General features: G+C 71.8%; 22 protein-coding genes. 11 read left to right on the forward strand and 11 right to left on the reverse strand.

Translation table 11 applies throughout. The annotated features are described in order from the left end of the window. Positions 1 to 33 precede the first annotated feature (33 nt). From AB0N02_RS10835 to AB0N02_RS10865, 7 genes are all read right to left on the reverse strand, one after another. Positions 34 to 474, reverse strand: coding sequence for an ATP-binding protein (locus tag AB0N02_RS10835; RefSeq protein ID WP_363944788.1), 441 nt, complete (start codon positions 472 to 474; stop codon positions 34 to 36). Positions 475 to 637: 163 nt separating this feature from the next. Next, positions 638 to 1,450: a DUF1206 domain-containing protein gene (locus tag AB0N02_RS10840; RefSeq protein ID WP_363944790.1), complete on the reverse strand. Its 813-nt coding sequence runs from the start codon at positions 1,448 to 1,450 to the stop codon at positions 638 to 640. Between the two features lie 37 nt (positions 1,451 to 1,487). Next, positions 1,488 to 2,369: a Ppx/GppA family phosphatase gene (locus AB0N02_RS10845; RefSeq protein WP_363944791.1), complete on the reverse strand. Its 882-nt coding sequence runs from the start codon at positions 2,367 to 2,369 to the stop codon at positions 1,488 to 1,490. 252 nt (positions 2,370 to 2,621) lie between these two features. Further along, positions 2,622 to 4,640, reverse strand: a complete 2,019-nt coding sequence (locus tag AB0N02_RS10850) for an amino acid transporter (protein WP_363944792.1) — start codon at positions 4,638 to 4,640, stop codon at positions 2,622 to 2,624. A gap of 271 nt (positions 4,641 to 4,911) precedes the next feature. Further along, the gene (locus AB0N02_RS10855; RefSeq protein WP_363944794.1) at positions 4,912 to 5,793 is read right to left on the reverse strand and encodes a carbohydrate ABC transporter permease; all 882 of its coding nucleotides are present in this window, start codon (positions 5,791 to 5,793) and stop codon (positions 4,912 to 4,914) included. Then, entirely contained in the window at positions 5,790 to 6,695 is a 906-nt protein-coding gene (locus AB0N02_RS10860; RefSeq protein ID WP_363944796.1) for a sugar ABC transporter permease, read from the reverse strand. The genes AB0N02_RS10855 and AB0N02_RS10860 overlap by 4 nt, the downstream gene beginning before the upstream one ends. Before the next feature lie 128 nt (positions 6,696 to 6,823). Next, entirely contained in the window at positions 6,824 to 8,095 is a 1,272-nt protein-coding gene (locus AB0N02_RS10865; protein ID WP_363944798.1) for an extracellular solute-binding protein, read from the reverse strand. Positions 8,096 to 9,085: 990 nt separating this feature from the next. Here AB0N02_RS10865 and AB0N02_RS10870 point away from each other — a divergent pair. The 8 genes from AB0N02_RS10870 (at position 9,086) to AB0N02_RS10905 (ending at position 17,850) form a co-directional block, all read left to right on the forward strand. Further along, on the forward strand, positions 9,086 to 9,433 hold the full coding sequence (locus AB0N02_RS10870) for an NADH-quinone oxidoreductase subunit A (protein ID WP_363944800.1): 348 nt from the start codon (positions 9,086 to 9,088) through the stop codon (positions 9,431 to 9,433). Next, positions 9,424 to 10,740 (forward strand): hypothetical protein, encoded by a 1,317-nt coding sequence (locus tag AB0N02_RS10875; RefSeq protein WP_363944802.1) that lies wholly within the window; start codon positions 9,424 to 9,426, stop codon positions 10,738 to 10,740. The genes AB0N02_RS10870 and AB0N02_RS10875 overlap by 10 nt, the downstream gene beginning before the upstream one ends. Further along, positions 10,733 to 11,809 carry a complex I subunit 1 family protein gene (locus AB0N02_RS10880; protein WP_363944804.1) on the forward strand — a complete coding sequence of 359 codons (1,077 nt, stop codon included), beginning with the start codon at positions 10,733 to 10,735 and terminating at the stop codon, positions 11,807 to 11,809. Before AB0N02_RS10875 ends, AB0N02_RS10880 begins: the two co-directional genes overlap by 8 nt. A gap of 256 nt (positions 11,810 to 12,065) precedes the next feature. After that, on the forward strand, positions 12,066 to 12,599 hold the full coding sequence (locus AB0N02_RS10885) for an NADH-quinone oxidoreductase subunit J (protein WP_363944806.1): 534 nt from the start codon (positions 12,066 to 12,068) through the stop codon (positions 12,597 to 12,599). A 1-nt stretch (position 12,600) separates the two neighbouring features. Beyond that, positions 12,601 to 12,906, forward strand: a complete 306-nt coding sequence (locus AB0N02_RS10890; protein ID WP_363944808.1) for an NADH-quinone oxidoreductase subunit K — start codon at positions 12,601 to 12,603, stop codon at positions 12,904 to 12,906. Continuing rightward, the gene (locus AB0N02_RS10895; RefSeq protein ID WP_363944810.1) at positions 12,903 to 14,795 is read left to right on the forward strand and encodes a proton-conducting transporter membrane subunit; all 1,893 of its coding nucleotides are present in this window, start codon (positions 12,903 to 12,905) and stop codon (positions 14,793 to 14,795) included. Before AB0N02_RS10890 ends, AB0N02_RS10895 begins: the two co-directional genes overlap by 4 nt. Next, complete coding sequence (locus AB0N02_RS10900) at positions 14,792 to 16,303, forward strand: NADH-quinone oxidoreductase subunit M (RefSeq protein ID WP_363944812.1); 1,512 nt, start codon at positions 14,792 to 14,794, stop codon at positions 16,301 to 16,303. Before AB0N02_RS10895 ends, AB0N02_RS10900 begins: the two co-directional genes overlap by 4 nt. A 5-nt stretch (positions 16,304 to 16,308) precedes the next feature. Next, complete coding sequence (locus AB0N02_RS10905; RefSeq protein ID WP_363944899.1) at positions 16,309 to 17,850, forward strand: NADH-quinone oxidoreductase subunit N; 1,542 nt, start codon at positions 16,309 to 16,311, stop codon at positions 17,848 to 17,850. Between the two features lie 341 nt (positions 17,851 to 18,191). Here the strand turns inward: AB0N02_RS10905 and hppD are convergent, their stop codons facing one another. Both hppD and AB0N02_RS10915 read right to left on the reverse strand, forming a co-directional pair. After that, the gene (gene hppD, locus AB0N02_RS10910) at positions 18,192 to 19,337 is read right to left on the reverse strand and encodes a 4-hydroxyphenylpyruvate dioxygenase (RefSeq protein WP_363944900.1); all 1,146 of its coding nucleotides are present in this window, start codon (positions 19,335 to 19,337) and stop codon (positions 18,192 to 18,194) included. 610 nt (positions 19,338 to 19,947) lie between these two features. Next, positions 19,948 to 20,952, reverse strand: coding sequence for a hypothetical protein (locus tag AB0N02_RS10915; RefSeq protein ID WP_363944814.1), 1,005 nt, complete (start codon positions 20,950 to 20,952; stop codon positions 19,948 to 19,950). 469 nt (positions 20,953 to 21,421) lie between these two features. Here AB0N02_RS10915 and AB0N02_RS10920 point away from each other — a divergent pair, with 469 nt between their 5' ends. Further along, positions 21,422 to 22,018 (forward strand): hypothetical protein, encoded by a 597-nt coding sequence (locus AB0N02_RS10920; RefSeq protein WP_363944816.1) that lies wholly within the window; start codon positions 21,422 to 21,424, stop codon positions 22,016 to 22,018. Between the two features lie 86 nt (positions 22,019 to 22,104). After that, on the forward strand, positions 22,105 to 22,755 hold the full coding sequence (locus AB0N02_RS10925; RefSeq protein WP_363944818.1) for a DUF305 domain-containing protein: 651 nt from the start codon (positions 22,105 to 22,107) through the stop codon (positions 22,753 to 22,755). A gap of 453 nt (positions 22,756 to 23,208) precedes the next feature. Here AB0N02_RS10925 and AB0N02_RS10930 read toward each other — a convergent pair whose 3' ends face one another. Beyond that, positions 23,209 to 24,159: a M56 family metallopeptidase gene (locus AB0N02_RS10930; RefSeq protein WP_363944820.1), complete on the reverse strand. Its 951-nt coding sequence runs from the start codon at positions 24,157 to 24,159 to the stop codon at positions 23,209 to 23,211. Next, positions 24,156 to 24,524, reverse strand: coding sequence for a BlaI/MecI/CopY family transcriptional regulator (locus AB0N02_RS10935; protein ID WP_363944822.1), 369 nt, complete (start codon positions 24,522 to 24,524; stop codon positions 24,156 to 24,158). The genes AB0N02_RS10930 and AB0N02_RS10935 overlap by 4 nt, the downstream gene beginning before the upstream one ends. Before the next feature lie 290 nt (positions 24,525 to 24,814). Here AB0N02_RS10935 and AB0N02_RS10940 point away from each other — a divergent pair, with 290 nt between their 5' ends. Next, complete coding sequence (locus AB0N02_RS10940) at positions 24,815 to 25,402, forward strand: DUF4396 domain-containing protein (RefSeq protein ID WP_363944824.1); 588 nt, start codon at positions 24,815 to 24,817, stop codon at positions 25,400 to 25,402. Positions 25,403 to 25,548 lie beyond the last annotated feature (146 nt).

The following is a 25,548-nucleotide window of genomic DNA, read 5'->3' on the forward strand; positions in this document are numbered from 1 at the left end:
GCCGGACGTTCACCTGACGGTTCAGCCGGACGCTCACCTGACGGTGGCCAGCCGGCTCCTGGACACCGTGGCCGGTTCCATGACGAGTTCGAACCAGACCCTGTTCGTCCCCGCCTCCCGGACGAAGCCCCAGCGGTGTGACAGCGCCTCCAGCAGCGGCAGCCCGCGTCCCCCGGTGGACTCCGCCGAGGCGTGGCAGACGCAGGGGGCGTCGGTCGAGCCCTCGTCCTGGACGGAGACCCGCACCCCGCCGGCCGAGTAGACGACGGTTACGGTGAACGTCCCGCCGTCGCCCGACCGGGAGTGGACGACGGCGTTGGTGGCGATCTCGCTGGTCAGTAACACGCAGTCGTCGTGGAGGGGGTGGTCTCTGCCCAGAGCCGTCGAGATCAGCCGCCGTGCCCTTGCCACCTGGTCGGGAGAACCCTCCAGATGGAGAACCCGTTCGCCGCCGTCGTACTCCGACGAGTCCATTGGCCCCTCCGATACTGTTCGCGCCCTTGGAAGGACGCGGAGCTCGGGAAGGGAGATGTCTCGAAAAAGTATGAATGGGATGGCTTACCAGATAGATAGGACGGACTTGCCAACGGGGCTCCCAGCTGCGTGCCGCACCAGCCGCCCCGTACGGTCCCACCCGTCACAGCCGGTGCAGGCGCGCCTCGAAGAAACAGTAGACCGCGAAGAGCACCAGGCCCAGTGCGACGACCGCCAGCAGCCACGGCCCGGCCGGGGCGTCCGCCATCGCGCGCAGCGTCGAGTCGATGCCCTTGGCCTCGTCGGGATCGTAGGTGATCGCGGCCCTGACGACGAAGACCCCGGCGGCCGCCGCGATCACGCCGCGGGTGAGGAAACCGGCCATGCCCAGTTTCTCGGCCAGGCTCCGCGCCCGCCGGGACATCTCGCCGGTGCGTAGATCCTCTAGGAACCTCTTGCGGTACCCCTTGTGGACCCAGTAGGCGCCCAGGGCGATCACCCCCAGCCCGGCCAGGCCCACCAGGAACTGGCCTCCGGGCAGGTCCATCGCCCTGGCCGTGAGGTCCTTGGAGCTCTCGTCGGTCGAGCTGCCCGGGTCGCCGCGCAGCAGCAGGCCCAGCAGCGTCGCCACCACCAGCCCGTAGACGACCGTCCGCGATCCCGCCTCGACGCGGTCCTTGACCTCGCCCCGGCCGAGGACCGCCTCCGACAGCTGCCAGACGGTGAGCGCGGCGAACCCCACCACCATGAGCCAGAGCAGCACGGTGCCGAAGGGCTGTTCGGCCACCGTCTCCACCGCGCCGGTCTTGTCGGCCTCCTTGCCGCCGCTGCCGCCGCCGAAGGCGATCTGCAGGGCCAGGAAGCCGATGAGCCCGTAAAGGACACCGCGGCAGGCGAGCCCCAGGCGCGCCAGCCTCTCCAGAGTGTGACTGTTCGCCGCCCTGCGCGCGGCGCCTTCCACCTGAGCGCTGTTCATGCCACAGCGCTCTTACCTCACAAAGATCGGGTAAACCTCACCTTTCGGGCATGGCGTCGAGTCGGCGCAGGATGACGCCCTCGCGCAGCGCCCAGGGGCAGACCTCCAGCTCCCCCACCCCGAACAGGTCCATCGCGGCGTCCGCGACGATCGCCCCCGCGACCAGCTGCGGCGCCCGTCCCTCGGAGACGCCGGGCAGGCCCGCCCGCGCGCGCACGTCCATCCTGACCAGCCGGTCGGCCCACTCCACCAGGTCGGTATGCCTGAGCACCCGGCGGACCGAGGACCCCTCGCTCGAGGGCGCGGCCCCGGCTATCCGCGCCAGCTGCCTGAACGTCTTGGACGTGGCGACCGCGTGGTCCGCCCGGCCGTACCTGGCCACGTCCCCGACCGTGCGGGCGATCTCCGTCCGCACGTGCCTGCGCAGCGCCCGTACCTCCTCCGCCGGGGGCGGGTCGGCGGTGAAGCAGTCGCGGGTGAGCCGGCCCGCCCCCAGCGGCAGTGACACCGCCGCGTCCGGCTGCTCGTCGATGCCCGAGGCGATCTCCAGGGATCCCCCGCCGATGTCCAGTACCAGCAGCCGCCCGGACGACCAGCCGAACCACCGCCGTACGGCCAGGAACGTCAGCGTGGCCTCGTCCCGGCCGGAGAGCACCTGGATGTTCACCTCGGTGGCGGCGTTGAGCCGGTCGAGCACCTCCTCGCCGTTGACCGCCTCCCTGACCGCCGAGGTGGCGAACGCCATGAGATCCTCGACGCCCTTGTCCTCGGCGAGCCGCAGAGCCTCCTCGACGTGCTCCCGCAGCCGCGCCGCGCCGAGATCGGACAGGCGTTCGCCGTCCTCCATGTACTCGGCGAGCCTCAGGTCGACCTTGTGCGAGTACGCGGGCAGCGGCCGAGCGCCCCGGTGTGCGTCCATCACCAGGAGATGAACCGTATTGGAACCAATGTCTAGAACACCCAGTCGCATGGGTCGAAATTACTACCGTTCCCCGGCCCGCAGAGCAGGTGTCCGAAAGCTTCGGAGAACGCTCTCCGGATCCGGCCTGCCGTTTCCCCTCCAGGTCAATACAGCGGAAACATGACAGGAAACCGGGAGGAACACCGGGAGAACGGTACAGGGGCACGCCGCCCCGCCACGACCTCCCCGGACCGCGCCGCCCTCCCCCGGTCAGCCGATGTGAATCCGTGGCCTCCGCTCCGGGTGGGGTTCGGCCTTCCGGAGGATCTCCCGGGTCGTCGGGGGCACGTCGCCCTCGCCGAGAACGAGGTAGCGGAGCATGGCGACCACCGGGTTGCCCTCGGCCCAGTGGAAGAAGATCTGCGGCATGCGGCCCGTGTGGTCCCGCAGGTACAGCAGGAGCGCGGCGATCGCGTTGGCGATGGACGGGCTCTGGACGGTGAGGACACGGCAGCCGTCGCGCTCCACGCCGCCGACCGTCAGCGTGCTGCTGAACTCGGAGGCGTCGGTCACCGTCACCTCCAGCAACAGCACCGGGACGTCGCGGGGCAGGTTGTGCAGTTCGCGCGCCCGCCGCTCCTTCTCGCGGAGGCTCAGGTGGTCGCGGGGGGCGGGATTGCTGGCGACCAGCAGGAGCTGTCCCGACCTGGCCGCCTCCTCGACGAACGAGCGGGCCGCGGGTTCGAGGATCACCTCGTCGACGCGGAGTTCGAAGGAGCGGGTCGCCCGTGAGGCGAAGGAGGTGACGATGATCGACCCGATGAAGAACGAGGCGATCTTGATTCCCTCCGGGCGTTCGAGGATGTTGGCGGCCGTGGTGTAGACGAGCAGCAGCGTGATCGCGCCGAACGTGACCGCCGCCCTCCGGTCGCCCCTGCGGTGCGCGGACAGGGTGACGGCCAGGGCGGCGGACAGGATGACGACCAGGACCCCGGTGGCGTACGCGCCTCCCTGCGCGTCGACGTCGGCCCTGAAGATGATCGTGATGGCGAACGCCACCGCGGTGAAGACGAGCACGAGGGGGCGCCTGGCCAGGGCCCAGTGCGGCGCCATGCCGTAGCGGGGCAGGTAGCGCGGCACGACCGTCAGCAGGCCGGCCATGGCCGACGCGCCGGCGAACCAGAGGATCGTGATCGTGCTGAGGTCGTAGGCGGTGCCGAAGGCGGGGCCCAGGTACTCGTGGGCGAGATAGGCCAGGGCGCGGCCGTTCGCGCGGCCTCCCGGCTGGAACTCCCGGGCCGGGATGAGCAGGGTGGTGGTGAGACTGCTGGCGATGAGCAGCACGCTCATGATCGACGCGGCGGTGACGAGCAGGTGCCGGGTGTTGTGGATCCGGCCCTCCGGACGCTCGGGGTCGTCGTCCGGCAGGCCCTTGACCAGGGGCATCACGGCCACACCCGTCTCGAAGCCGGACAGCCCGAGCGCCAGTCTGGGAAAGACGAGCAGGGCCGTGGCGACCATGACGGGTGTGCTCGGGTACTGGGCGGCCAGTACGGACTTCCAGGAGAGCACGAGGCGGGGTTCACCGAGCAGGGCCTGGAACGCGACCACCAGGACGACCAGGTTCAACGCCAGGTACGTGCCGACCAGGCCGACCGCGATGCCGATGGCCTCGCCGAAGCCGCGCAGGAAGACCGCGCCGAGCAGGGAGACGAGCAGCAGTGTGACGCCGATCCGGTGCCCCCGCAGGATCTCGGGGACCAGGGGGTTCTCGATGATGTGGGCGGTGGCGTCGGCGGACGACAGGGTGATGGTGATGATGAAGTCGGTCGCCAGGAAACCGAGCAGGACCAGCACCAGGAGCTTGCCTCGCCAGCGGGGAAGGTAGCGCTGCAGCAGGGCGATGGAGCCCTGGCCGTGCGGGCTCTCCTCGGCGACGCGGCGGTAGACCGGCAGCGCGCCCAGCAACGTCACCGCGACCAGGACCACGGTGGCCAGCGGCGACAGGGCGCCCGCCGCCAGGAAGGCGATTCCCGGCTGGTAGCCCAGCGTCGAGAAGTAGTCGACGCCCGTCAGGCACATGACGCGCCACCAGGGGTGGCCCCCCTGTGGGGGCTTGGGTTCGGCCCTCCTGGAGGCGGTATCCTCCAGCAGCCACGCGGACAGCCGTCTGGACACCCTCCGGGTCAGCCGCCCCACCGGCCGCCCGGCCGACCGCCCGGCCGCCCGTGCCCGGCGCGCGCCGTACGGTCCCGCCCCGCCCCCGGCTCCGCCCAGGCCCGTCGCCACCGCAGCCACCCCCGTGACATCCGCCGGGCCCCTGGAAGGCGCGGCCCTCGCGTCCCGGAGATCCGCGAGGCCACCGGGCGTCTCCAGTGTGGCCGTCCCCTCCGGGAGGAGGAGACGGCGACGCGGAGAGGCCGCGCGTATCGGGCCCGGGGTTTTGTCGGGGTTTTGTGGTTACCTGGGATTTCCTCCTGGCGCCCAGGCCCGTTTCCCGGTCACCTGACGGGTCACCCGGCAGGTCACCCGGTGGATCCTTGAAGGATCACTTGGCGGTTCACTTTACGGAGCCGGCGGTGAGGCCGCCGACGACCTTCCGCTCGATCAGCGCGAACAGGATGATGACCGGGATCGTGGCGATGACGGAGCCGGCGAACAGGTTCTGCCAGTCCACCTGATACTGGCCGATGAAGGAGTTCAGGGCGACCGTGAGCGGCTGGTTGGCCGGGGAGGTGGTCAGTGTCAGCGCCACCACGAACTCGTTCCAGGCCGCGATGAAGGTGAAGATCAGGGCGGTCACCACGCCGGGCATCGCCAGCGGGAGCGTGATCCTGAACAGCGCGCCGAAGCGGCCGTTGCCGTCGATGAACGCGGCCTCCTCCAGTTCGCGAGGGATGGAGGAGAAGTACGCGTTGAGGATCCACACCGCGAAGGCCAGGTTGAAGCCGCCGTTGACCAGGATCAGCGACCAGACCGTGTCGATCAGCCCGAACTGGAAGAACTCACGGTAGATGCCGACCAGCATCGCGGTCGGCTGGAACATCTGGGTGATCAGCACCAGGATCATGAAGGCCGTACGGCCCCGGAAGTTGTGACGCGCGGTGTAGTAGGCCGCGGGCAGCGCGACCAGCAGCACCAGCACGGTCGATCCGGCGGCGACCTGCAGGGTGACGCCCAGGTTCCCGGCCAGTCCCCCGGTCCAGAAGTTGGCGAAGTTCGACCACTCGAACGTCTCCGGCAGGTAGGTCGCCTGGCGCAGCTCCTTCTGCGGGCGGAGCGCGGTGAGGACCATCACCAGATAGGGGAACAGGAAGAGGAAGGCGACCAGGTAGGCGCCCGCCGCGATGACCACGGTCTTGACGGACGGCAGCGCCCGCCGCGCGGCGGGCGGCGCCTGGGCCGCTCCGGTGGTCACCGGGGCGTTCTGGGTGAGGGTCATGCGGGTTCCGTCCTCCACTTGCTGACCTTCAGGAAGAGGATCGTCAGGACGATCACCATGCCGAAGTTGACGACGGACATGGCCGCCGACTCACCGATGTCGGACCCCTTGAGGATGTACATGAAGATGGTCGAGGTCGCGGTGGAGTAGCCGGGCTGCCCGTGGGTCATGGCCCAGATGATCGGGAAGCTGTTGAAGACGTTCATCACGTTGATGAGCGCCGCCACCAGGAGCGCGGGCCGCAGCAGCGGCAGCGTGATCGACCAGTAGGTCCGCAGCCGGGAGGCCCCGTCCATCTTGGCGGCCTCGTAGACGTCGGCCGGGATCGCCGACAGTCCGGCCAGCAACGCGTAGGTCGTGAACGGCACCGAGACGAAAACCGCGACGAAGACCAGCCACGGCATCGCGCCGGCCGCGCTGCCGAGCGGGTCGGCGTCGGCGCCGCCGAGGGCGTCCAGCAGCCCGAGATCGCGCCTGAGCATGTTGATCAGACCGACCTCGGGGTCGAGCATCCACTTGAAGATGATCGACGTCATCAGGACCGAGGCGGCCCAGGGCGCGATCAGCGCCCAGCGGGCGAACTTACGGCCCGGGAAGCGCTGGTTGAACAGCTGGGCCAGCGCCAGGGAGACGAGCACGGTCAGCGCGACCACCGCGACCACCCACACCAGGCTCCTGATCATGACCCCGCCGAAGTCGGGCTCGGCGAACAGCTTGGCGTAGTTGCCGGTGCCGTTTCCCCCCTGGACGATGCCGAACCGGCTGATCTTCAGGAACGACGACTGGATCATCACCACGACGGGCCAGACGACCACCACGCCGATCAGCACCACGGCCGGGCCGACCCAGGCCAGCGGGGCGAGGGCGCGCACCGCCCTGCCCCGCGCGGATGTTTGCTGCATGAGTCCTGCTTTCCGATGAGCGGCGGTACGGCGCGCGCCCCACGGGGCACGCCGGGTGTCCCGTGGGGGTTTCCCGGGCACGTGCCCCGGCGACGTCCCGGAGCGCGCGCCGTACTCCACGCCGAGGGTCAGTTGGCGGTCGCGACCTTCTGGATCGCGCCGAGAACGGCCTTCGGGTCACCGCTGATCGCGCCACCGATGGTCTGCTTGACCTGGGTGTTCACCTCGGACCACTTGGGGTCCTGGAACGGGTAGAAGGTGGCGTTCGGCAGGGCGTCCAGGAACGGCTTGAGCTTCTCGTCCGACGAGAGCTTCTCGATGCCGGACTTCGTCACCGGCAGCAGCTTGTAGGTGTCGCTGATCTTCTGGGCCGCGGTGCTCGCGTAGAAGAAGTCGAAGAACTTCTTGATCTGCTCCTGGTGGCCGTTCTTGTTGAACGCCATGATCCAGTCCTCGACGCCGAGGGTGGTGTCGAGGGCGCCGCTCTTGCCGGCGATCGGGGCCACGCCGAAGTTGGTCAGGCCGCCCTTCTCGAAGATCGGGATGGACATGGGTCCGCCGTTGACCATGCCGACCTTGCCCGCGGCGAAGTCCGCCCAGACGTCCTTGCGGTTCTTGGTGCCGGGGTTGGGGCTGGTCAGACCGGCGTCGACCAGGCCCTTGAGGTACTGGAAGGTCTCGACGTTGGCCGCCGAGTCGATCGCCCAGGCGCCGGAGGAGTCCTTGTAGCCGCCGCCGTTGCCCATGAACCACAGGAACGACTCGCCCTGGGCCTCCTCGTTGCCCAGCGGCAGGCCGAACGGCTGGCTGACGCCGGCCTTCTTCAGCTTCTCCGCCGCGGCCTTGACCTCGTCCCACGTCTTGGGCGCCTCGGTGATGCCGGCCTTGGTGAACAGGTCCTTGTTGTAGAACAGGGCGCGCGCGGAGGAGACGAACGGGATGCCGTAGCCGACGCCGTCGACCTTCCCGAAGTCGGCGAACTTCTGCAGCAGGTCGGAGGAGGTGTTCGACGACAGGACCTCGTCGGTCTTGTACAGCAGGCCGTCCTTGACGAAGCCGGAGTAGTCGCCGGTCTGCAGGATGTCGGGCACCTGGCCGTTCTGCATCATGGTGGCGACCTGCTTGTCGATGTCGTTCCAGTTGATGACCTGGACGTCGACCTTGATACCGGGGTTGGCCTGCTGGAACTCGTCGACGACGCCCTTCCAGAACTTCTCGCCGCTGTTGTCGGCGGTCGGGCCGTCGCCGTAGTCGGCGGCGACCAGCTTCAGCGTCACGTCGCCGCCGGCCGCGGCCTTGTCACCGCCTCCGGTGCCGTTGCTCTCCGTGGAGCCGCAGCCGGTCATGACCAGCGCGGCGGACAGGCCGAGCGTGAGCGCGCCGACAAGCCTCTTGTTCACGTGAAATACCACCTTGATGTCAGACGATCCAAGCCGGTCCGTACCAGCGGGAGTACCGCCGGGGATCGCCCGGCGGGTGGGTGTTATCGAAAAGAGCAGGCGACGGCCGGTGGGCCGCGAAGCTCGAAGCTTTCTCTGGTTCGGACCAGGTTAGGCGGCCGAATCAGCCTGGTCTATACCGGTTGATATCGTTTTCGCAACGTCAAACATGAAGGTATCTCACTGGTCCATACCAGTTACCGGGCTCACGCCACCCGAGTGACTGCCTATTATTGCGCTGTTTTACAGAAAATCAATCATCTATGAGCAGTTCCGTGCGAGAAGGTGCACGGAGCCGCCGAGCCGACGTCGATCCCCCGAAGGTCGACCCCCCGAAGACAGGCCGCACCCCGCCCACTCCCCGCTCTCCGCCTCTCCACCCCGGCCCCACCCCGGGCCGGAACGGGTGGGCGCACCGGACCACCCCCTCCGTTCGTCGACGACCGTCTCCCTACGTCGTGATCCGGCCCCGGCCCCCCTTCACGGATCGTCGCCGGCGCATTCGGGTCCGGCCCGGCCCCCTGCGGATCGTCCCCGGCGTGATCCGGCCTCGCCCCTGCGGATCACCTCCGAGGCGACCCGGCCTCGCGCCCCCTGGGCCCGCCTCCGGCGGAGTCAGGGCCCGGCGCACGAAGTCACGGCCTGACGCGGTGACCGTTCGCCTTCACCGTGTGCGTGTCCGTCCGGGCGCCGGTACGGCGGGCGGTGGAAGGGCGCGGAACGGCGCGGAACGGCGCCGGTGAGCGGCGTCCGGCCCGGCGGACGTTCCGGTCACAGCACCCGCACGACACCCCACTGTTTACTATCCACGATAGGAGAAATGGCCATCTCCTGGAGTAGTCCAGAGATCCGGAATACCCGGTGTGAAATGCGAGGATGAGGGTTCGTCGGGCGGTTGACACGCACCTCCCAGGGAACTACGGATCTTAGTAACTTCGTGGGGAGAGATCCATGGAACCCTGGGCGGCCACCCTCGGCGTGCTGGGCGTGCTCGCCGCCGGAGTGCTCGCGGTGTACGCGACCTCGCGCCTTCTCGCCCCGCCGGGGACCCTCGAGACCGGGCCGTTCCTGTCGGGCGCCAGGCCCAGGGAACACGCCCTCTCCCGCTTCCACGTGCGCTGGTACACGGTCACGCTGCTGTTTCTGGCCTTCGACATGGAGATGGTCTTCATGTATCCGTGGGCCGTGGTGGTCGCCGAGGTCGGCGTCACCGCCGTGGTCGAGATGTTCGCCTTCCTCGGACTGCTCATGGCCGGGGTCGTCTACGCCTGGCGGGAGGGGGCGCTGCGATGGGCCTGAGCGATCGGCTCACGCGGTACGCCGCCGCCCGTCCGCGGCCGATCGTCATCACGGCTCCCCACGGAACCCGCCCGCGGCTGCTCGCCGAGGCCGAGCTGGCCCGGCGCGGCTGGCGCGGCGCCACCGCCCCGGCGGGCGCCGACCTGCTCGTGCTCTGCGGCGCGCCCGCGGACGCTCTGTCCAGGGCGGTCGAGGTGGTCTGGACGGACGTTTCCCCGCCCCGGGCCCTGGTCGAACTGCGCGGGGACCTCCGGCCCGAGGAGGCGGCCAGCGCGCTGGACAGGGCGGTCGGCCGTCTGTCCGACCCGAGGGCATGGCGTCTCGACGCGGCCACGCGCGCGGGCACGACCGGCCGGTGGCCCCACCCGGACGGCGACGGGCACGGAGGCCACCGCGGGCAGAACGGCCACGGTGACGGCCATGAGGACGGCCACGGTGACGGCCACGGGGGCGAGCAGGGCGGCCATCGTGACGGGCACGGAGATCACGGCGGCGGAGACGGTGACGGAGACGGTGGCGGGCACGCTCATCACATGGGCGCTCCCGGTGGGGTGCCGATGGCCGGGAGGGGCCCCGACCGCGACGGTCTCGCCCTCGACCGGCTGCACGTCCCCCTGGGGCCGGTGCTCGCCGACTGGCCCGCCGGGCTCGTGGTGGAGACGGTCCTGCAGGGCGACGTGATCCAGCGGGCCCGGGTCGAGGTCGCGGGCGGTCTGGGGACGGAACGGTTCTGGGACGCCCCCTGGCTGGCCGCCCTGGAGGGGCGGGAGGTGACACGCGGCGAGGCCGCCCGCCGTACGGCCGCCTCCCACCTGGACAGTCTCGGGCGGCTGCTGGCGGTAGCCGGGTGGGGCGGGGCCGCGGCCGAGGCGCGGTGGCTGCGCGACCGTCTCCTGTGGGGGCGGCGGGACGAGGAGGTCTCCGGGGACTTCGCCGGGTTCGCCCGCCGGGTGCGGCGGTCGCGGTTGCTCCGCTGGATGCTGCGCGACCTGGGCACGGCCACACCGGCCGCCCCGGGGAACGGGCGGGCCGCACCCGTGGGAGGCGCCCCGGACGATGTGGCGGCGCGGCTGGACGGGTGGCTCGGCGAGACGGGCCCCGCCCTGGGCCGCCTGGGCGACGAATCACCGCTCGACGACGACGAGGGGCCTCGCGGCCCCGTGGGCGACCGGCCGTCCGAGGCGCTGCTGGCCGTACTGCCGTCGCTGGTCACCGGGGCCGAGCTGGCGGCCGCGCGGCTGATCGTCGCGGGCCTCGATCCGGACCTCGACCAGGTACGGCCCGCGCACGAGGCCTCCCATGGTTGAGCCCGTAAGTGGTCCCCTGCGCGACACCTTGAACGACACCTTGAACGACACCGTGAACAACGTGGTGAACGGCGCCACGGTTGAGCCCGTGCGCGGTCCCCTGCGCGACACCTTGAACGGCACGGTGAACGGCACCTTGAACGGCACGGTGAGCGGTGCGGTGAACGGCGCCGTGTCCCCGTGGGCCCCGGTCGCGCTGCTCGCGGTGCTCGCCGCGCTGGCGCTGGCCGCCGCCGCCCTCGACGCGGTCCTGGTGACGGTCCCGAGGCCGGGAGCCGTGGGGGATCCGTTCCGGGAGGCCGCCCGGCTGCTGGTCCAGCAGCGGCGGCGCACCCTGCTGGCCGACACCCTGCTGGTACGGACCGGGGTGTGCGGCCTGCTCGTCGTCGCGGTGCTGGCGTCCGTCGTGCTGCCGCTGGGAGAGCGGCCGGTGGCCGACCTGCCGGTGGGCGTCGTGTGGTTCAACGCGATGGAGGTGTGCGCCTGGGGCGCCCTCTGGCTGACCGGGTGGGGCGCCAACTCGGTCTATCCGCTGATCGGCGGCTACCGGTTCGTGGCCCAGGGGATCGCCTACGAGCTTCCCCACATGTTCGCCCTGATCACGGCGGCGCTGGGGGCGGGCTCCCTGCGTGTGGGCGACGTGGTCGAGGCGCAGCGGGGGCTGTGGTTCGCGGTGTGGATGCCGGTCGCCTTCGCGGTCTATCTCGTCTCGGCCCTGGCGATGGCCTTCTGGGGGCCGATGGGCGCGCCGGTCGGCTCGGACATCGCGGGAGGGGTGAAGGCCGAGCTGGCCGGGCCGGACAGGCTCGTCTTCCAGGTGGGGCGCCACACGCTGCTGGCGGTCGCCGCGGCGGCGGCCGTACCCCTGTTCCTGGGCGGCGGGGCCGGTCCGCTGCTGCCGCCGTGGGTGTGGACGGCGCTCAAGACGGTCGCGGTGCTCGTCCTGCTGGTGTGGAGCGGGCACCGGCTGCCCACGGTGCGGATGGACCGCTTCATGTGGCTGTCGTGGACGGTGCTGATCCCCGCCACGCTGCTGCAACTGCTCGTCGTCGCGGTCGTGGTGCTTTGACATCCTCCCTGCCCCGAAAGGACCGGGATTCCCGGCCGAAGCCGGGTGGTTCGCGGTTCACAGCCCCGCCCGACGGCTGGAGGGCTCCCCGCGCCGCCACCCCATGCCCTGAGGCGGTCGTGCGATGCCGGCTTGGTTATCGCCGGCCCGATCACCATGGCAAGCCTCACCGAGAAAATCCGGAGAACACCATGAGGGACCGTTCCGCATCCCCTCTCCGCCCTGAAGGACAGGGCATCCATACCGGAGGAACGTGGTGACGGCGCCGGCCCCCGCGTTCTGGGCGTCCGTCGCCTTCTGGGCGCTCGCCGCGGTCGCGGTGGCGGGCGGCGTCGCGGTGTTCACCGTCGACTCGATGGCGCGGGCGACGTTCGCGCTGCTGGCGTCGCTGGTGGCCGTCGGCCTGATCTTCCTCCTCATCGGCCTGGAGTATCTCAGCTTCATGATCATCCTCATGATGGTCATGGAGATGCTCGTCATGGCCGTCTTCATGATCATGTACATGATGAACCCCGCGGGGCTGATGCCCATGAAGATGGTGCACAACCGCTGCGGGGCCGCGATCATCGCGGGCGGCGTCTTCGTCCTGCTCGTCGCGGGGGTCTTCCTCACCCCCTGGCCCACCCCCGCGGGCGGGCCCCCGGCCGATCCGACCCGCGCGCTCGGCCTGTCGGTCATGGGGCCGAAGATGCTCGTGATGATGGTCGTCGGGGTGGCCATCCTCGCCACGATGGTCTCCACGGTCACGCTGGCGCACGATCGGGGCGGCCGCGCCGGGAAGGGCGGCTGAGATGGGACTGCACGCCCTCCTGCTGCCGGCCTGCGCGCTGTTCGCCGTCGGCCTGTACGGCGTGCTGTCCCAGCAGTCGATCGTCATGCTGATGATGGGCCTCGAACTCATGATCAACGGGGTGATCGCGGCGGCCGGCGCCTTCTGGTACCACGTGGCCCCGGCGACCGCCGACGGCCAGGTCCTGGTCCTGGTCGCCGTGACCGTGATGGCGCTGGAGATGGCCATGGGGTTCGCCGTCACGACGGCGATCTTCAGGGCGCGCGAGGTCGACGTCACCGACGAGGCCGGTGACCTGCGAGGATGAACGCGCTCGCGGGGCTGCTTCCGGGTCTGCCGGGCGTGACCGGTGCCCTGCTGGCCGTCGCGGGCCACCGGGCGGACCGGGCCGCGCCCGCGGTGGCCCTCGCGGCCGCGGTCGCGACCCTCGCCCTGGCGGTGCTCGCCGCGTTCACCCGGCCCGCCGTCTCGGCGGAGCTGTTCGACGGGCTGCGGGCGGGGGCGGCGGTCGACGGGCTCTCCGCGGTGCTGGTCGTCACCGTCTCCGCCGTCGCGCTGGCCGTACTCGTCTTCTCCGCGGGCGACACCGGCGAGGTACGGCGGGCCCGCGCCCGCTTCTTCGGGCTGATGCTGCTGTTCACGGCCGCCATGCTGGTCACCGTCACGGCCCTCGACCTGGCGCTGCTGCTGATGGGCTGGGAGGTCATGGGCGCGATGTCGTACGCGCTGATCGGCTTCCGGTGGCGCGACGGCGCCCGGGTCAGGTCGGCGGGCATCGCGTTCGTCACGACCCGGGCCGGGGACACCGGCCTGTACATCGCCGCGGGCTGCGCGCTGGCCGGGACCGGGTCGCTGGAACTGGCCGGGCTCGCGGAGGGCGCGCGGCCCTGGCGCGACCTGGTCGCCGCCGGGATCGTCGCCGCCGCGCTGGGCAAGTCGGCCCAGCTGCCGCTGTCGTTCTGGCTGTCGCACGCCATGGCGGGCCCGAGCCCGGTCTCGGCGCTACTGCACTCGGCGACCATGGTCGCCGCCGGGGCCTACCTGCTGCTCCGCGTGCAGCCGCTGCTGGCCGCGACCGGCTGGGCCGCCCAGGTCGTGGCCTGGGCGGGGGCGCTGACGGCGCTGCTGCTGGGCGCGGTCGCCCTCGCCCAGCGCGACCTGAAACAGCTGCTGGCGGCCTCGACGTGCGCGCAGCTCGGTTTCATGGTCCTGGCGGCGGGCTGCGGCGCCCCGGCGGGCGGGACCGCGCACCTGGTCGCGCACGCCGCGGTCAAGAGCCTGCTGTTCCTGTGCGCGGGCGCGTGGCTGGCGGCGCTGGGCACCAAGGATCTGCGGGAGCTGCACGGCGCGGCCCGGCGTCACCGGTTCGTCGGGGTCGCCTTCGGGGTCGGCGCCGCGGCGCTCGGCGGGCTGCCGCCGCTGTCGCTGTGGGTGACCAAGGAGTCCATCCTGCCGGTGGCGGCCGGGCGCTCGCCGTGGCTGTACCTCCCGGCGCTGGCCGCCGCGCTGCTGTCGGCCGCCTACGCCGCCAAGGCGGTGCTCGCGGTGTGGCGCGCCGCCGACACCGGGACGCGCGAAGGCACCGAGCAGCCGGGCACGGGACGCGTCGGTCCTCTGGAGCGGCTGCCGCTGCCCGTGCTCGCCCTGGTCTCGGCGACGTTCGGCGTGGTCGGGCTGCCCACGGTCTTCGACGCCTGGCAGCGGCTGCTCGGGGCGGCGGGCGAGCCGGGCCCGGGAGGCGGCGGGCTGCTGCTGACCGGGGTGCTGGCGGTCGTGACGGCCCTCGCCGTGCCGGCGGCCGTACGGCTCGCCGCGGTGCCGGCCGTACGGCGCCGCACGCCCCGGATCGTGGCGCGGGTCCCGCCCCTCCTGCTCGGCTGGCTGGGCCTCGAACGGGCCGCGGCCGCGCTGGCCGGGCGGCCGGTCATGGCGCTGGCACGGTCGCTGGCGCGCTTCGACGACGGGGTGCTCGACGGCGCGGTCAGGGCCGTCCCGAGGGCCGGGATGGCGGCGGCCAGGCTGACGAGGCGGCGGGCCGAGGCCGGGGTCGACGGCCTGGTACGCGACGTCGGGGCGGCGGTGGCCAGGCTCGGCGGGCTGGCCCGCGGGCCGCAGACCGGACAGGTGCACACCTACTTCGCCCAGGCGGCGGTCGGGCTCGTCCTGCTGGCCGTCGTGGTCGCGCTGGCGAGGTGAGCGTGCTCACCGTCGTGATCTTCCTGCCCCTGGTCGTCGCGGCGGGCCTGGCGGCCCTGCCCCGGCTGGGCGCCCGGACGGTGAGCGGGGCGTGGATCGCCGCCTCGGCCGCCGACCTGGTGCTGGCGGCCGTGATGTGGCACGGGTACGGGAGCGGGGAGCAGCGGGGCGGGATCGGCTACGAGACGCGGGCCCGCTGGATCCCGTCCCTGGGCGCCGAGTACCACGTCGGGGTCGACGGCCTGTCGCTGCCGCTCATCGCGATGACCGCGCTGCTGTTCCTGGTCTGCGCCGTCTACTCGCCGTGGCGGACCGGGCGGGGCCGGCCGTACGCGGCGCTCTTCCTGGCCCTGCAGACCGTCTGCACCGGCCTGTTCGCCGCGCTGGACCTGCTGCTGTTCTTCGTCTTCTTCGACCTGTCGATCGTGGGCATGTACTTCGTGATCGTCGGGTGGGGACACGGTGACCGGACCCGCTCGGCGCTGAAGTTCTTCCTGTACACCTTCCTCGGCTCGCTGGCGCTGCTGCTGGGCTTCATCGGGCTCTATCTCGGCGGCGGGGCGCGCACCTTCGACATGGTGGACCTGACCCGCGAGCCGCCCTTCGCGGGCGCCCCGGGGGCCTCCGGGCTCGTACTGCTGGCGGTCGGCGTGGGGCTGGCGGTCAAGACGCCGACGGTGCCGTTCCACACCTGGCTCCCGCCCGCGCACACCGACGCGCCCGCCGCCGGGTCGGCCATCCTGGCGGGCGTCATGCTGAAGATGGGCACCTACGGCTTCGCCAGGATCGCCATGCCGTTGCTGCCGGGCGCCTGGCAGCGCAACGCCTGGGTGATCGTCGCGGTCGGCGTGGTGAGCGTGCTGTACGGCGCGCTGGTCGCCCTGGCCCAGGAGAACCTCAAGCGGCTGGTCGCCTACACCTCGATCAACCACATGGGCTACGTGGTGCTCGGGCTGGGCGCCGCCGGCGTGGTGTCCGGGGACGTCCAGGCCAGGCGGCTGGCCGTCAGCGGAGCCGTCACCCAGATGGTCAGCCACGGGCTGATCACCGGGGCGCTCTTCCTGCTCGCCGGCGTGCTGTGGGACCGGGCTCACGCCTACGATCTCGGCCGGTTCGGCGGGATCGCCGGAGTCGCGCCGGTCTTCGCCGGGCTCACCGCGGTGGCCGCCTTCGCCTCCCTCGGGCTGCCGGGACTGTCCGGATTCATCGCCGAGTTCCAGATCCTCGCCGGGGTGATCGGCGTCGGGACGCCCGGCGCCGTGGCGGCGGGCGTGCTGTCCGTCGGCGGCATCGTCATCACCGCCGCCCTGCTGCTGCGGATGCTGCACCGCGCGTTCCTGGGCGCCCCCGGGGAGCTGACGCCCCTCGTCGGCGACGTACGGTCGCGCGAGCTGGCCGCGGTGGCGCCGCTGCTGGCCCTGTCGGCGGCCATCGGCGTCGCGCCCCGCTGGCTGCTCAGCCTCGTCGAACCGGCCGCCGCCGCGATCGTGTCGCTGGTGAGCCGGTGAACGGCATGCGGGACGACCCCCTGGACCTGCTGCCCGAGCTGTTCCTGCTCTGCGGGGCGGTCCTGGGACTCCTCGCCGGGATGTTCCCCTCACGCGGCGGGGCGCGGCTCGTGCCGTGGATCTGCGGCCTGGGCCTGGCGGGTGGCGTGATCTCCGCCTCGGTCGCGGCGGCCGGGCCGGGCGGTACGGCGTTCGCGGCCTACGTCCTCGATCCGCTCACCCACGTCACCCGCGTCACGGTCTCGCTCGCGACCCTGCTCGTGGTCGTCCTGGCGTCCGGCTGGGCTCGCGGTCACCGGCGCGGGACCGAGATCCACGTCCTGCTGCTGCTGGCCGCCCTGGGCACGGTCGCCCTGGCGGGTGCCGGGGACCTGCTGGTCTTCGTCACGGCCTACCTGCCCGCGAGCATCCCCGGGTACGCGCTGGCCGGGCTGGGCGGGGACGCCGCCGGCACCGAGGCCGCGCTCAAGTACTACCTGATGGGAGCCTTCCTGGGCGTGCTGACACTGACCGGGGTGACGCTGCTGTACGGCCTGGCGGGCACGACCTCCTACGAGGTGCTGGGCGAGCGGCTCCCCGCGGTCCCCCCGGCGGCCGTCGCCTGCGTCCTGGTCGTGCTGCTGGCGGGGGTGCTGTTCAAGGTGGGGGGCGTGCCCGGCCACTTCTGGGTGCCGGACGTGACCGAGGGCGCACCGGCCGCCGTGGCCGCGTTCGTCACGACGGTTCCGAAGATCGGCGCGTTCGCCGCCCTGTTCCGCATGGCGACCGGGTTCTTCGCGGCGTCGGCGGCCGACTGGCGGCTCCTGCTGGCCCTGGTCTCCGTCGCGACGATGACGCTGGGCAATCTCGCCGCGTTCTACCAGGGCAACGTGCGCCGGCTGCTGGCGTACTCGACGATCAGCCAGGCCGGGTATCTCCTGCTGCCCGTCGTCGTCGCGGGACGCGCCGGCCCGGCGGAGCCCGCGCTGCTGTTCTATCTCGCCGCCTACGCCGTCACGAACCTGGGGGCCTTCGCCGTGGTGATCGCCGTGGGCGAGGACTCGCTGGGCGGCTACACCGGCCTGGCCCGCCGCTCCCCCGGCCTGGCCTGCGCCCTGACCGTCTGCCTGCTCGGACTCGTCGGCACCCCGCCGACCGCCGTGTTCGTCGGCAAGCTGATGGCCTTCACCGCCGCGTGGGACGGAGGGTACGCCTGGCTGGCCGTCGTCGCGGCGGCGAACACCGTCGTCAGCCTCTTCTACTACCTGCGGTGGATCGTGCCCGTGTTCCGGCCCGGCGCGTCCGGCCGCGCGGAGCCGGATGCGCGGCCGGGCGGGAGGACACCGGACCGGGCTGTCCCGAGCGGGACGGACGGGACGGGCGGGACGGACGGGACGGGCGGAATGAGGACCGCGGAGGGCGGGGTAGGGACCGCGACGGCGGAGGGCGAGGTGAGGGCGGAGGTCGCGGGGTCGCGGGGTGCCGCGAGGGCCGCCTACGCCGCCGCCGCGGTCTCGGTCCTCCTGGGCCTGGCCAGCGGCGTGCTGCTCGCACTCGGCGGGCGGTAGCCGCGGCCCGCTCCCCCGGCCCGGTTCGGCGGCGACGGCACGGGCGCGCACGTTCGATTCGGCATAGGGCGATTCGGTATAGGTCGATTCGGCATGGGTCAGCGTGTGCGCGACACCGCCACCCCGGAATCACGGTCCACATATGCGACCGCAGGACACATGGTATTTCACACGTGCAGGAATGAGGCATCGGTGAATTCGCTCACCGGCCGTTTACCCGTTGGATCGCGCTCCGGAAGACAATTCACCGATCAATTGGTGAATCTCTCCCGGCGTGCCCGGCGGCCCTCCGTACAGGCCGAATCGGGAAGACCCATGACGCGAATCACCCTTTCGACACGTCAGAGGTTGCCGCGTCGCGCCTGCTCGGCCTCGATCGCCTCGAAGAGCGCCCTGAAGTTGCCCTTGCCGAAGCCAAGTGATCCGTGACGTTCGATCAGCTCGAAGAACACCGTCGGCCGGTCGCCGAGCGGCTTGAAGAAGATCTGGATGAGGTAACCGTCCTCGTCCCGGTCCACCAGCAGGCTTCGCTTCTGCAGTTCCTCGATCGGAACCCGGACGTCACCGAACCGGGCACGCAGCTCCGGATCCTCGTAGTAGGAGTCCGGAGCGTCGAGGAACTCCACCCCGGCGGCCCGCAGCGCGTCCACGGTGTACAGGATGTCGTTGGTGGCGAGGGCGATGTGCTGCACGCCGGGCGTGCCGTAGTAGTCCAGATACTCCTCGATCTGCGACTTCCTCCTCGCGACTGCCGGCTCGTTGAGGGGGAACTTCACCCGGTGGTTGCCGTTGGCCACCACCTTGCTCATGAGCGCCGAGTACTCCGTCGCGATGTCGTCCCCCACGAACTCCGCCATGTTCACGAAGCCCATGACGCGGTTGTACCAGTCCACCCAGTAGTCCATCTTCCCGAGCTCCACATTGCCCACGCAGTGGTCGATCGCCTGGAAGATGCGCCTGGGGGCGTCGGCGGGCTTGACGTACGTGCCCTGCCGCGCGACGTACCCGGGCAGGTAGGGGCCGTGGTAGCGGGACCGGTCGACCAGACTGTGCACGGTGTCGCCGTAGGCGGCGATCGTCGCGGTGCGAACGGTTCCGTGCTCATCACCGACGTCGTGCGGCTCCACCAGGATCGTCGCGCCCTGGCCGCGCGCGTGCGCGACGCACCTGTCCACATCCGGCACCTGGAGCGACACGTCGATCACGCCGTCGCCGTGCGCCCGATGGTGATCGAGCAGCGGAGAGTCCGGTGACACGCCACCCTTGACCACGAACCGCGCCGCCCCGGACTTCAGCACGAACGCCTTGTGGTCCCGCGTCCCGGTCTCCGGCCCGGCGTACGCGACGACCTCCATGCCGAACGCGGCCTGGTAGTGGATCGCGGTCTGGGTCGCGTTGCCGACGACGAAGACGAGCGCGTCCTGTGCGGTGACCGGGAACGGGTCGGCCGATTCGTCGTAGTCCACGAGGCCGCACAGCCGGCGCATGTCCTCCAGGTCGTCGTCCTCCAGCGTCGCTATGCGCTCGGATCGGGTGTCGGTCATGGATCCTCCTCCTGAGATACGCGGCACGGCCAGGATCCATATGGCTGAACTATTTGTGCAACAGTTCACCGAAATGCTGTGCACTCTGTCCGGTCTTCGATGGGGAATCACTCCGCCGCTGGGCAACCTGCACCGGCGTCCGGATATCGGGGGCCGCGAAAGCGCGAAACGCCGGTGGCGCACATGCCATCGCCGCTGTTTCGACGGCGATCCTGTTTGCCCCGCATTGCGGACTTCGAAGATCCGTCACCGAAAAAGGTGTCGCAGGATGGGTGAGCCCGCGTTGTGCTCATCGCATAAAGTCACACCGGCTTCACGGTAAAGGCCGTGTCGATCTCGAATGTCTCATCGGACGGTTTCCCCGCCCCTTTCCCCTCCCCCGGTGAACCCGCGAGTTCCCCTCGTGAACCCGCGGCCTCTCCTCGCCCCGGCGGAACCGCGAGCCGGCGCGGGACGGGTGGGGGCCGGAGACGTGCGGGTGACGGCGCGCGGTGCCCCGGACACGGCCGGAGAGACCCCGGACGCGCTCACCGTGGGCCGGAGGCCCGACGGATCAGTACATCGAGATGTGGACGTGGTCGTAGTGGTTGGCGGTGACGCCGCCCCGGTTGGACATCGAGCGCCAGGAACCGGTGCGGACATGCCAGATGCGCTGGCGGAAGATGATGTACATGACGCCGAGCCGCTGGGCGTTCTTGATCGTCCAGGCCGCGATCTCCTCTCCCCTGGCCGTCTCCGCGGCGGTGGGCAGGGCGCCTCCCTGGCTGAGCATGAAGTCGCAGGCGCGGCCCAGCGGGTGCTCGCCGCCTCCCGCGATCCCGCCGTCGACGCGGTAGCAGCCGATGCCGAAGTGCGGGCCGAAGCGCTGCGCGATCAGCTGCCGGACCAGGCGTGTCCGGGGTGTGATGTTGTCGGGGCCCGACGGCAGCTGGGGCACCCACGTGCCGTCGGCCCTCCTGAGCCCCGGGGTCGGGTAGATCCGGTCGATCCGGTCCTTGATCTCGGCGATCAGCTTCTGGGTCCGCTTCTTCTGGACGCCGAGTTCCTCCAGCGAGGCCCGGAGTTCGGCGGTCCGCTTCTCCGCCGCGGCGCGCGCGTCGCGATAGGTGTCACGGACCCCCGCGAACCCCTGGAGCCTGGCGTCCTGCTCGCTCACGATCTGCTGGGTGAGGGCCAGGTGGTTCAGCATGGCCGCCGGATCGCCGCCGCCCATCAGCGCGGGGAGCGTCCCGACGCCGCCGGTGCGGTACCGCTGGGTGGCCAGCAGGCGGATCTGCTCGGCGGCCTGTTCGAAGTCCTGCTGCGCCCGGCCGAGGTTGCTCCGGGCGACCTTCTCGGCCTTCTCTGCCTTCTGCAGCGCGACCCGCCCGGCGTAGTAATCGGCGATCATGACCTCGGACTGTTTCTGGAGTCGCGCCAGCTCCTTGCGGAGCTGTTTGGCGGTCGGCTTCGGCGCGGTGTGACCGGCCGCCGCGACACCGGCGCACATCACCACGACGATGATCGACGCGGTCAGGATCCGGAGCGCGCCCCGCCATCGGCCATCGCGGGACAGCACCACGTCTCTCCTTCTCGCCGACCTTGTCGCCGCGGGAGGGACTCGCCGGCCTCTCCCGGAGGCATGAGCCTCCGATCGGAGGGCAGGGGACGGTGGTACCGCCCGTCCGATGGACGATAGTAGGAGATGGTGCACCGAACGCGGCGATCATGCCAAATCGGGCGAGGATTCCCCGCGGGAGTGCCTTTCCCGGCAGATCCCCGCCTCCGGCGCGGACATCTCTCCTAAAAAGGATCGTTGCCGGATGACATCCCATTTCCCGTCCACGGCCGGGTAAAGAGCGGTAACGTACGGCCCGGCCCGCCACGGCGGGTCGCCCTCACCCAGGTCGCCCCCGGGGAGCCACCCGCGACCGCCCGGTGCCGGGTCCCCTCCTCCGGCCGCCGCACGCCCGGATAGAGTTACTACCACAGATCGTAGAGTGTCCGCATCGGAGAGGCCGGAGGCCGGAACGGGCGGGAGGGGGACGATGAACGGCTGGAGACGCGGGCGCCTGCCATGGGCGTCCCACGGCCTGCTGCTCGTCATGCTCGCCCTGGGCATCGCCGGGATGCACACGCTGGGCCATCCCGGTCACGGGCCCGCGCGCGAGGGCGGCCCCATGGCCTCCGGTCACACCCTGGAGGCGGGCCGCCCGGCCGCCGAATCCCGTCCGGCCTTCACCTCGACCTCGATGTCGATGTCGATGTCGATCTCCGCCGCTGGTCCGGTTCCGGTCTCCGCCCCGCCCCCGGTTCCGGTCCCGGCGTCCGCCCCGGTCCCGACGTCCGCCTCGGTCCCGGCCTCGGTTCCGGAGCAGGCGGTGCCGCCCGGCAGGGTCGCCGCCTCGTCCCTGAGCGCGGATCCGGGTCCGGGAGACGGGGTGCCCGGCCTCGACCCGTCGTCGGTCTGCCTGGCCGTGCTGACCGGGCTCCTCGTCCTCACGCTGTCGGCCGTGGCATCGGCGCACGCGCGGCGTCCCCGTGAAGACGCCGCCCCCGCCGCGGCGCCCCCGCAGCGCGCCGCCCGGCCGCCTCCCAGGAGGACGGCGCTGCGTCTGGCCTGTCTCTCGGTCCTGCGCATATAGACCGGCCGGTTCGGCGGGCGGCCTCCGAGGCCTGCCCGCGAACGGTCGGCAAGCAGGCACCACACACCGAAAGAGACGAGCCAGTCATGTTCTCCATCTTCACCGACCACCCGTCCACCGTCCGCCCGGCGGCCCGCAGGCTCACCCTGGCGGCCACCGCCGCGGCCGGCGCGCTCGCGTTGCTCACCGCCTGCGGAGGCGGCGGCTCGGCGTCCGCGCTCACCGGCGCGACCGGCGCCCCCACCTCGGGGGCGACCGTGAGCGAGCAGCCCTCCGCGTCCTTCAACGGCGCCGACATCGCCTTCGCGCAGATGATGATCCCGCACCACCGCCAGGCCGTGGAGATGTCCGACCTCGCCGAGACCCGGGCCTCCGACCCGCGGGTGAAGAAGCTCGCCGAGGAGATCAAGGCCGCCCAGGATCCCGAGATCGCCACCATGACCGCCTGGCTGACGGCCTGGGGCAGGCCCGCCACCCCGGAGGGAGGCCACGAGGGGCACGAGATGCCCGGGATGATGAGCGGTGATGAGATGGCCAAGCTCCAGGCGGCGAAGGGCGCGGAGTTCGACCGGATGTTCCTGAAGATGATGATCGCCCATCACGAGGGGGCGATCGGAATGGCCAGGACGGAGCTGGAGAAGGGCGTCAACCCCGAGGCCAGGCAGCTGGCCCAGAACATCGAGAGCACGCAGCAGGCCGAGATCGAGCAGATGCGGCAGATGCTCGGCGGCTCCTGAGCCACCCCGCCGGGCGGCCGCCCGGCATCCGTGGGCGGCGTGATCGCCACGCCGGTTCCCGGGCCGCGCGCCGCCCACCGGCGCCGGCCCGGCCCGCGCCGCTTCTCACCGCACCGGCGCGGCCGCTCCACACCCGATCCAGGAAAGGCGGCGCCCCCACCACCCACCGCACCGGCGCGGCCGCTCCACCACCGGTCCGGGAAAGGCGACGCCCCACCGCTCACCGAACCGGCGCGAAGATGACGCTCCACCACCGATCCGGGAAAGGCGACGCCCCACCGCTCACCGAACCGGCGCGAAGATGACGCTCCACCACCGATCCGGGAAAGGCGACGCCCCACCGCTCACCGCACCGGCGCGAAGGTGACGCTCCGCCTCGGTGGTGCGGCGCTCCGGTGGGCGATCCGGGTGTGAGCGATGCGGGAAACGGGGGTGGGGACGGGGAGAAGGGGGTCAGAAGATCGAGATCGTGTGGCAGTGGTGGGCGAGGAACGAGCTCACGCCCGGGATCGCCACCACCGCCGCGGGGCCCGCGAGCAGGGCTCCCAGCGCGGCCAGACCGGCCAGGCGTTCCCCGCGCCCGAGCGGCGGGGCGGGGCTGAGCATCCGCCGGATCCGGATGAGCGCCGTCTCGCCGCCCGCGCCCAGGGTGGCGGCGGGCGCGTTTCCGGTGGCGAGCCGGACGAGGGCCGCGGCGATGTGGGCGCGCGAGTGGCGGCGGGCCGCGACGTCGTCGGCGCGGAGCTCGACCAGGCGCGCGACCTCGCTCCTCGCCCGGGCGAAGAGCGGCAGGCGGAAGAACGCCCGCGAGAGCGTCTCGGCCGCGGCCAGCGCGAGGTGGTGGCGGCCCCTCAGGTGCGCCCGCTCGTGGGCGAGAACGGCGGCCACCTGTTCGGGGGCCAGTGAGTGGAGCGCGCCGGTGGTGATGACCGCCCTGCCGCGCCGTCCCGGCAGGCAGTAGGCGGCTGCCTCGCCGTGGTCGAGCACGACGGCGCCCAGCTCGCCGTCGTGGTGGCCCAGGATGTCCAGCATCCCGGCGTGGCGGCGCCGCTCACGCCGCGCCGCGACCAGCACGGCCGCCCCGCAGCAGACGATCCTGGCCGCGATCAGCCCGGCGCACGACAGCGCGATCCAGGTGACCGGCGAGGCGGGGGGCACGCCCTCGGACAGCAGCATCGCGCACGCCTCGAGGAGCTCGGCCAGCCGGTGCCCAAGCACGGGGGCCGGGATCGCGACGGCGACCGCCGCGAAGAGCACCGAGGCGACGACGGAGGCGCACGCGGCCAGCCACACGGCGATTCCCAGGCGGGGGGCGCGCTCGGCCCATCCGGTCCCGCCGCGCGGTCTCGGCGGCGCCGCCGTCGCGACGACGGCGTACAGGGCCAGGACGGCGGCGGCCGTCACGCGCGGCTTCCGGGGGGATACACCTTGAGCGCGGCCTCCAGCGCGACCGACTCCTCCGGGGTCAGCCGCTCCAGGAAGTGGACCAGGGTGGCCGCCTGGTTGCCGCCGGAGGCGAGGGTGCTGCGCATGAGCTCGGCGGTGTAGGCCTCCTTGCTGGCGACGGTCTCGTAGACGTACGCCCGGCCGACCGCCTTCCTGCGCAGGAGGCCCTTGGTGTGCAGCTTGTCCATCACGGTCATGACGGTGGTGTAGGCGATCTCCCGCTCGCGGCGGAGGTCTTCGAGCACGTCCCTGACCGACGCGGGCCTGCGGTACGACCACAGGCGTTCCATGATCGCCGATTCCAGGTCTCCCAGACCGCGCATCGCGTGAGACTCCCATCTACCTGCGGATCACTTGATGCTACCCGGCGTCGTAGACAACCGGCCATGGCCTTTCCCTGCCCTCGCGGGCCGGACGGCGGCGGGACGGAACGCACACCGATCGGACGTAGTAGAGACCCGCCCCTCAGGGCGCCGTCCATCCGGACCCCCGCGCGACGCCACGGCTGCGCGAGCCGACCCGCCCCTCGGGGCGCCGCCCATCCGTTGCCATATACCCCCCGTGGGTATAACGTAGGGCGCGCCGGCACCGACCGGCGATCAAGGAGGTTGTGATGTCCGAATCGATGCGGCACATGGACCACGCGGGGCACGAGGACCACACGAGCCACGCGGGCCATGGGGACCACTCGGGACACGGGGACCACGCGGGGCACGGAGAGGCCCACGCGCACGACCACCACGCGCACGCGGGCCACCCCGCGAAGGCAACGTGGCGGATGGCCGCGTCGGCGACCCTGCACTGCCTGACGGGCTGCGCGATCGGCGAGGTGCTCGGCATGGTGGTCGGCACCGCCCTGGGCTGGTCGAACGCGCCCACGCTCGTGCTCTCCATCGTCCTGGCCTTCTTCTTCGGCTACGCGCTCACCCTGACGGGACTGCGCAGGGCCGGGGTCGGCTGGCGCGAGGCCGTACGGCTGGCCCTCGCGGCCGACACCGTCTCGATCATCGTCATGGAGATCACCGACAACGCCGTGATGGTGGCGGTGCCCGGCGCGATGGACGCGGGACTCGGCGCCGGCCTGTTCTGGGGCGCCCTGGCCCTGTCGCTGCTGACGGCGTTCCTCGTCACCGTCCCCGTCAACAAGTGGATCATCGGCCGGGGCCGGGGACACGCGGTGGTGCACGCCTACCACCACTGACACCCGTCCGCACCGCCGGGCGCACCGGCCGTCCGACATACCCCCCGGGGGCCCCCGCGTGATCGCGGGGGCCCTCGCCGTTCCCGCCCCGGCGCGGGGCGGCGGAGACTCCGGACCGGCCGCCCGGAAGGGGCGGCGAAGATCGA

The sequence above is a fragment of the Streptosporangium sp. NPDC051022 genome (assembly GCF_040683035.1).
Taxonomy (GTDB): Bacteria; Actinomycetota; Actinomycetes; order Streptosporangiales; family Streptosporangiaceae; genus Streptosporangium.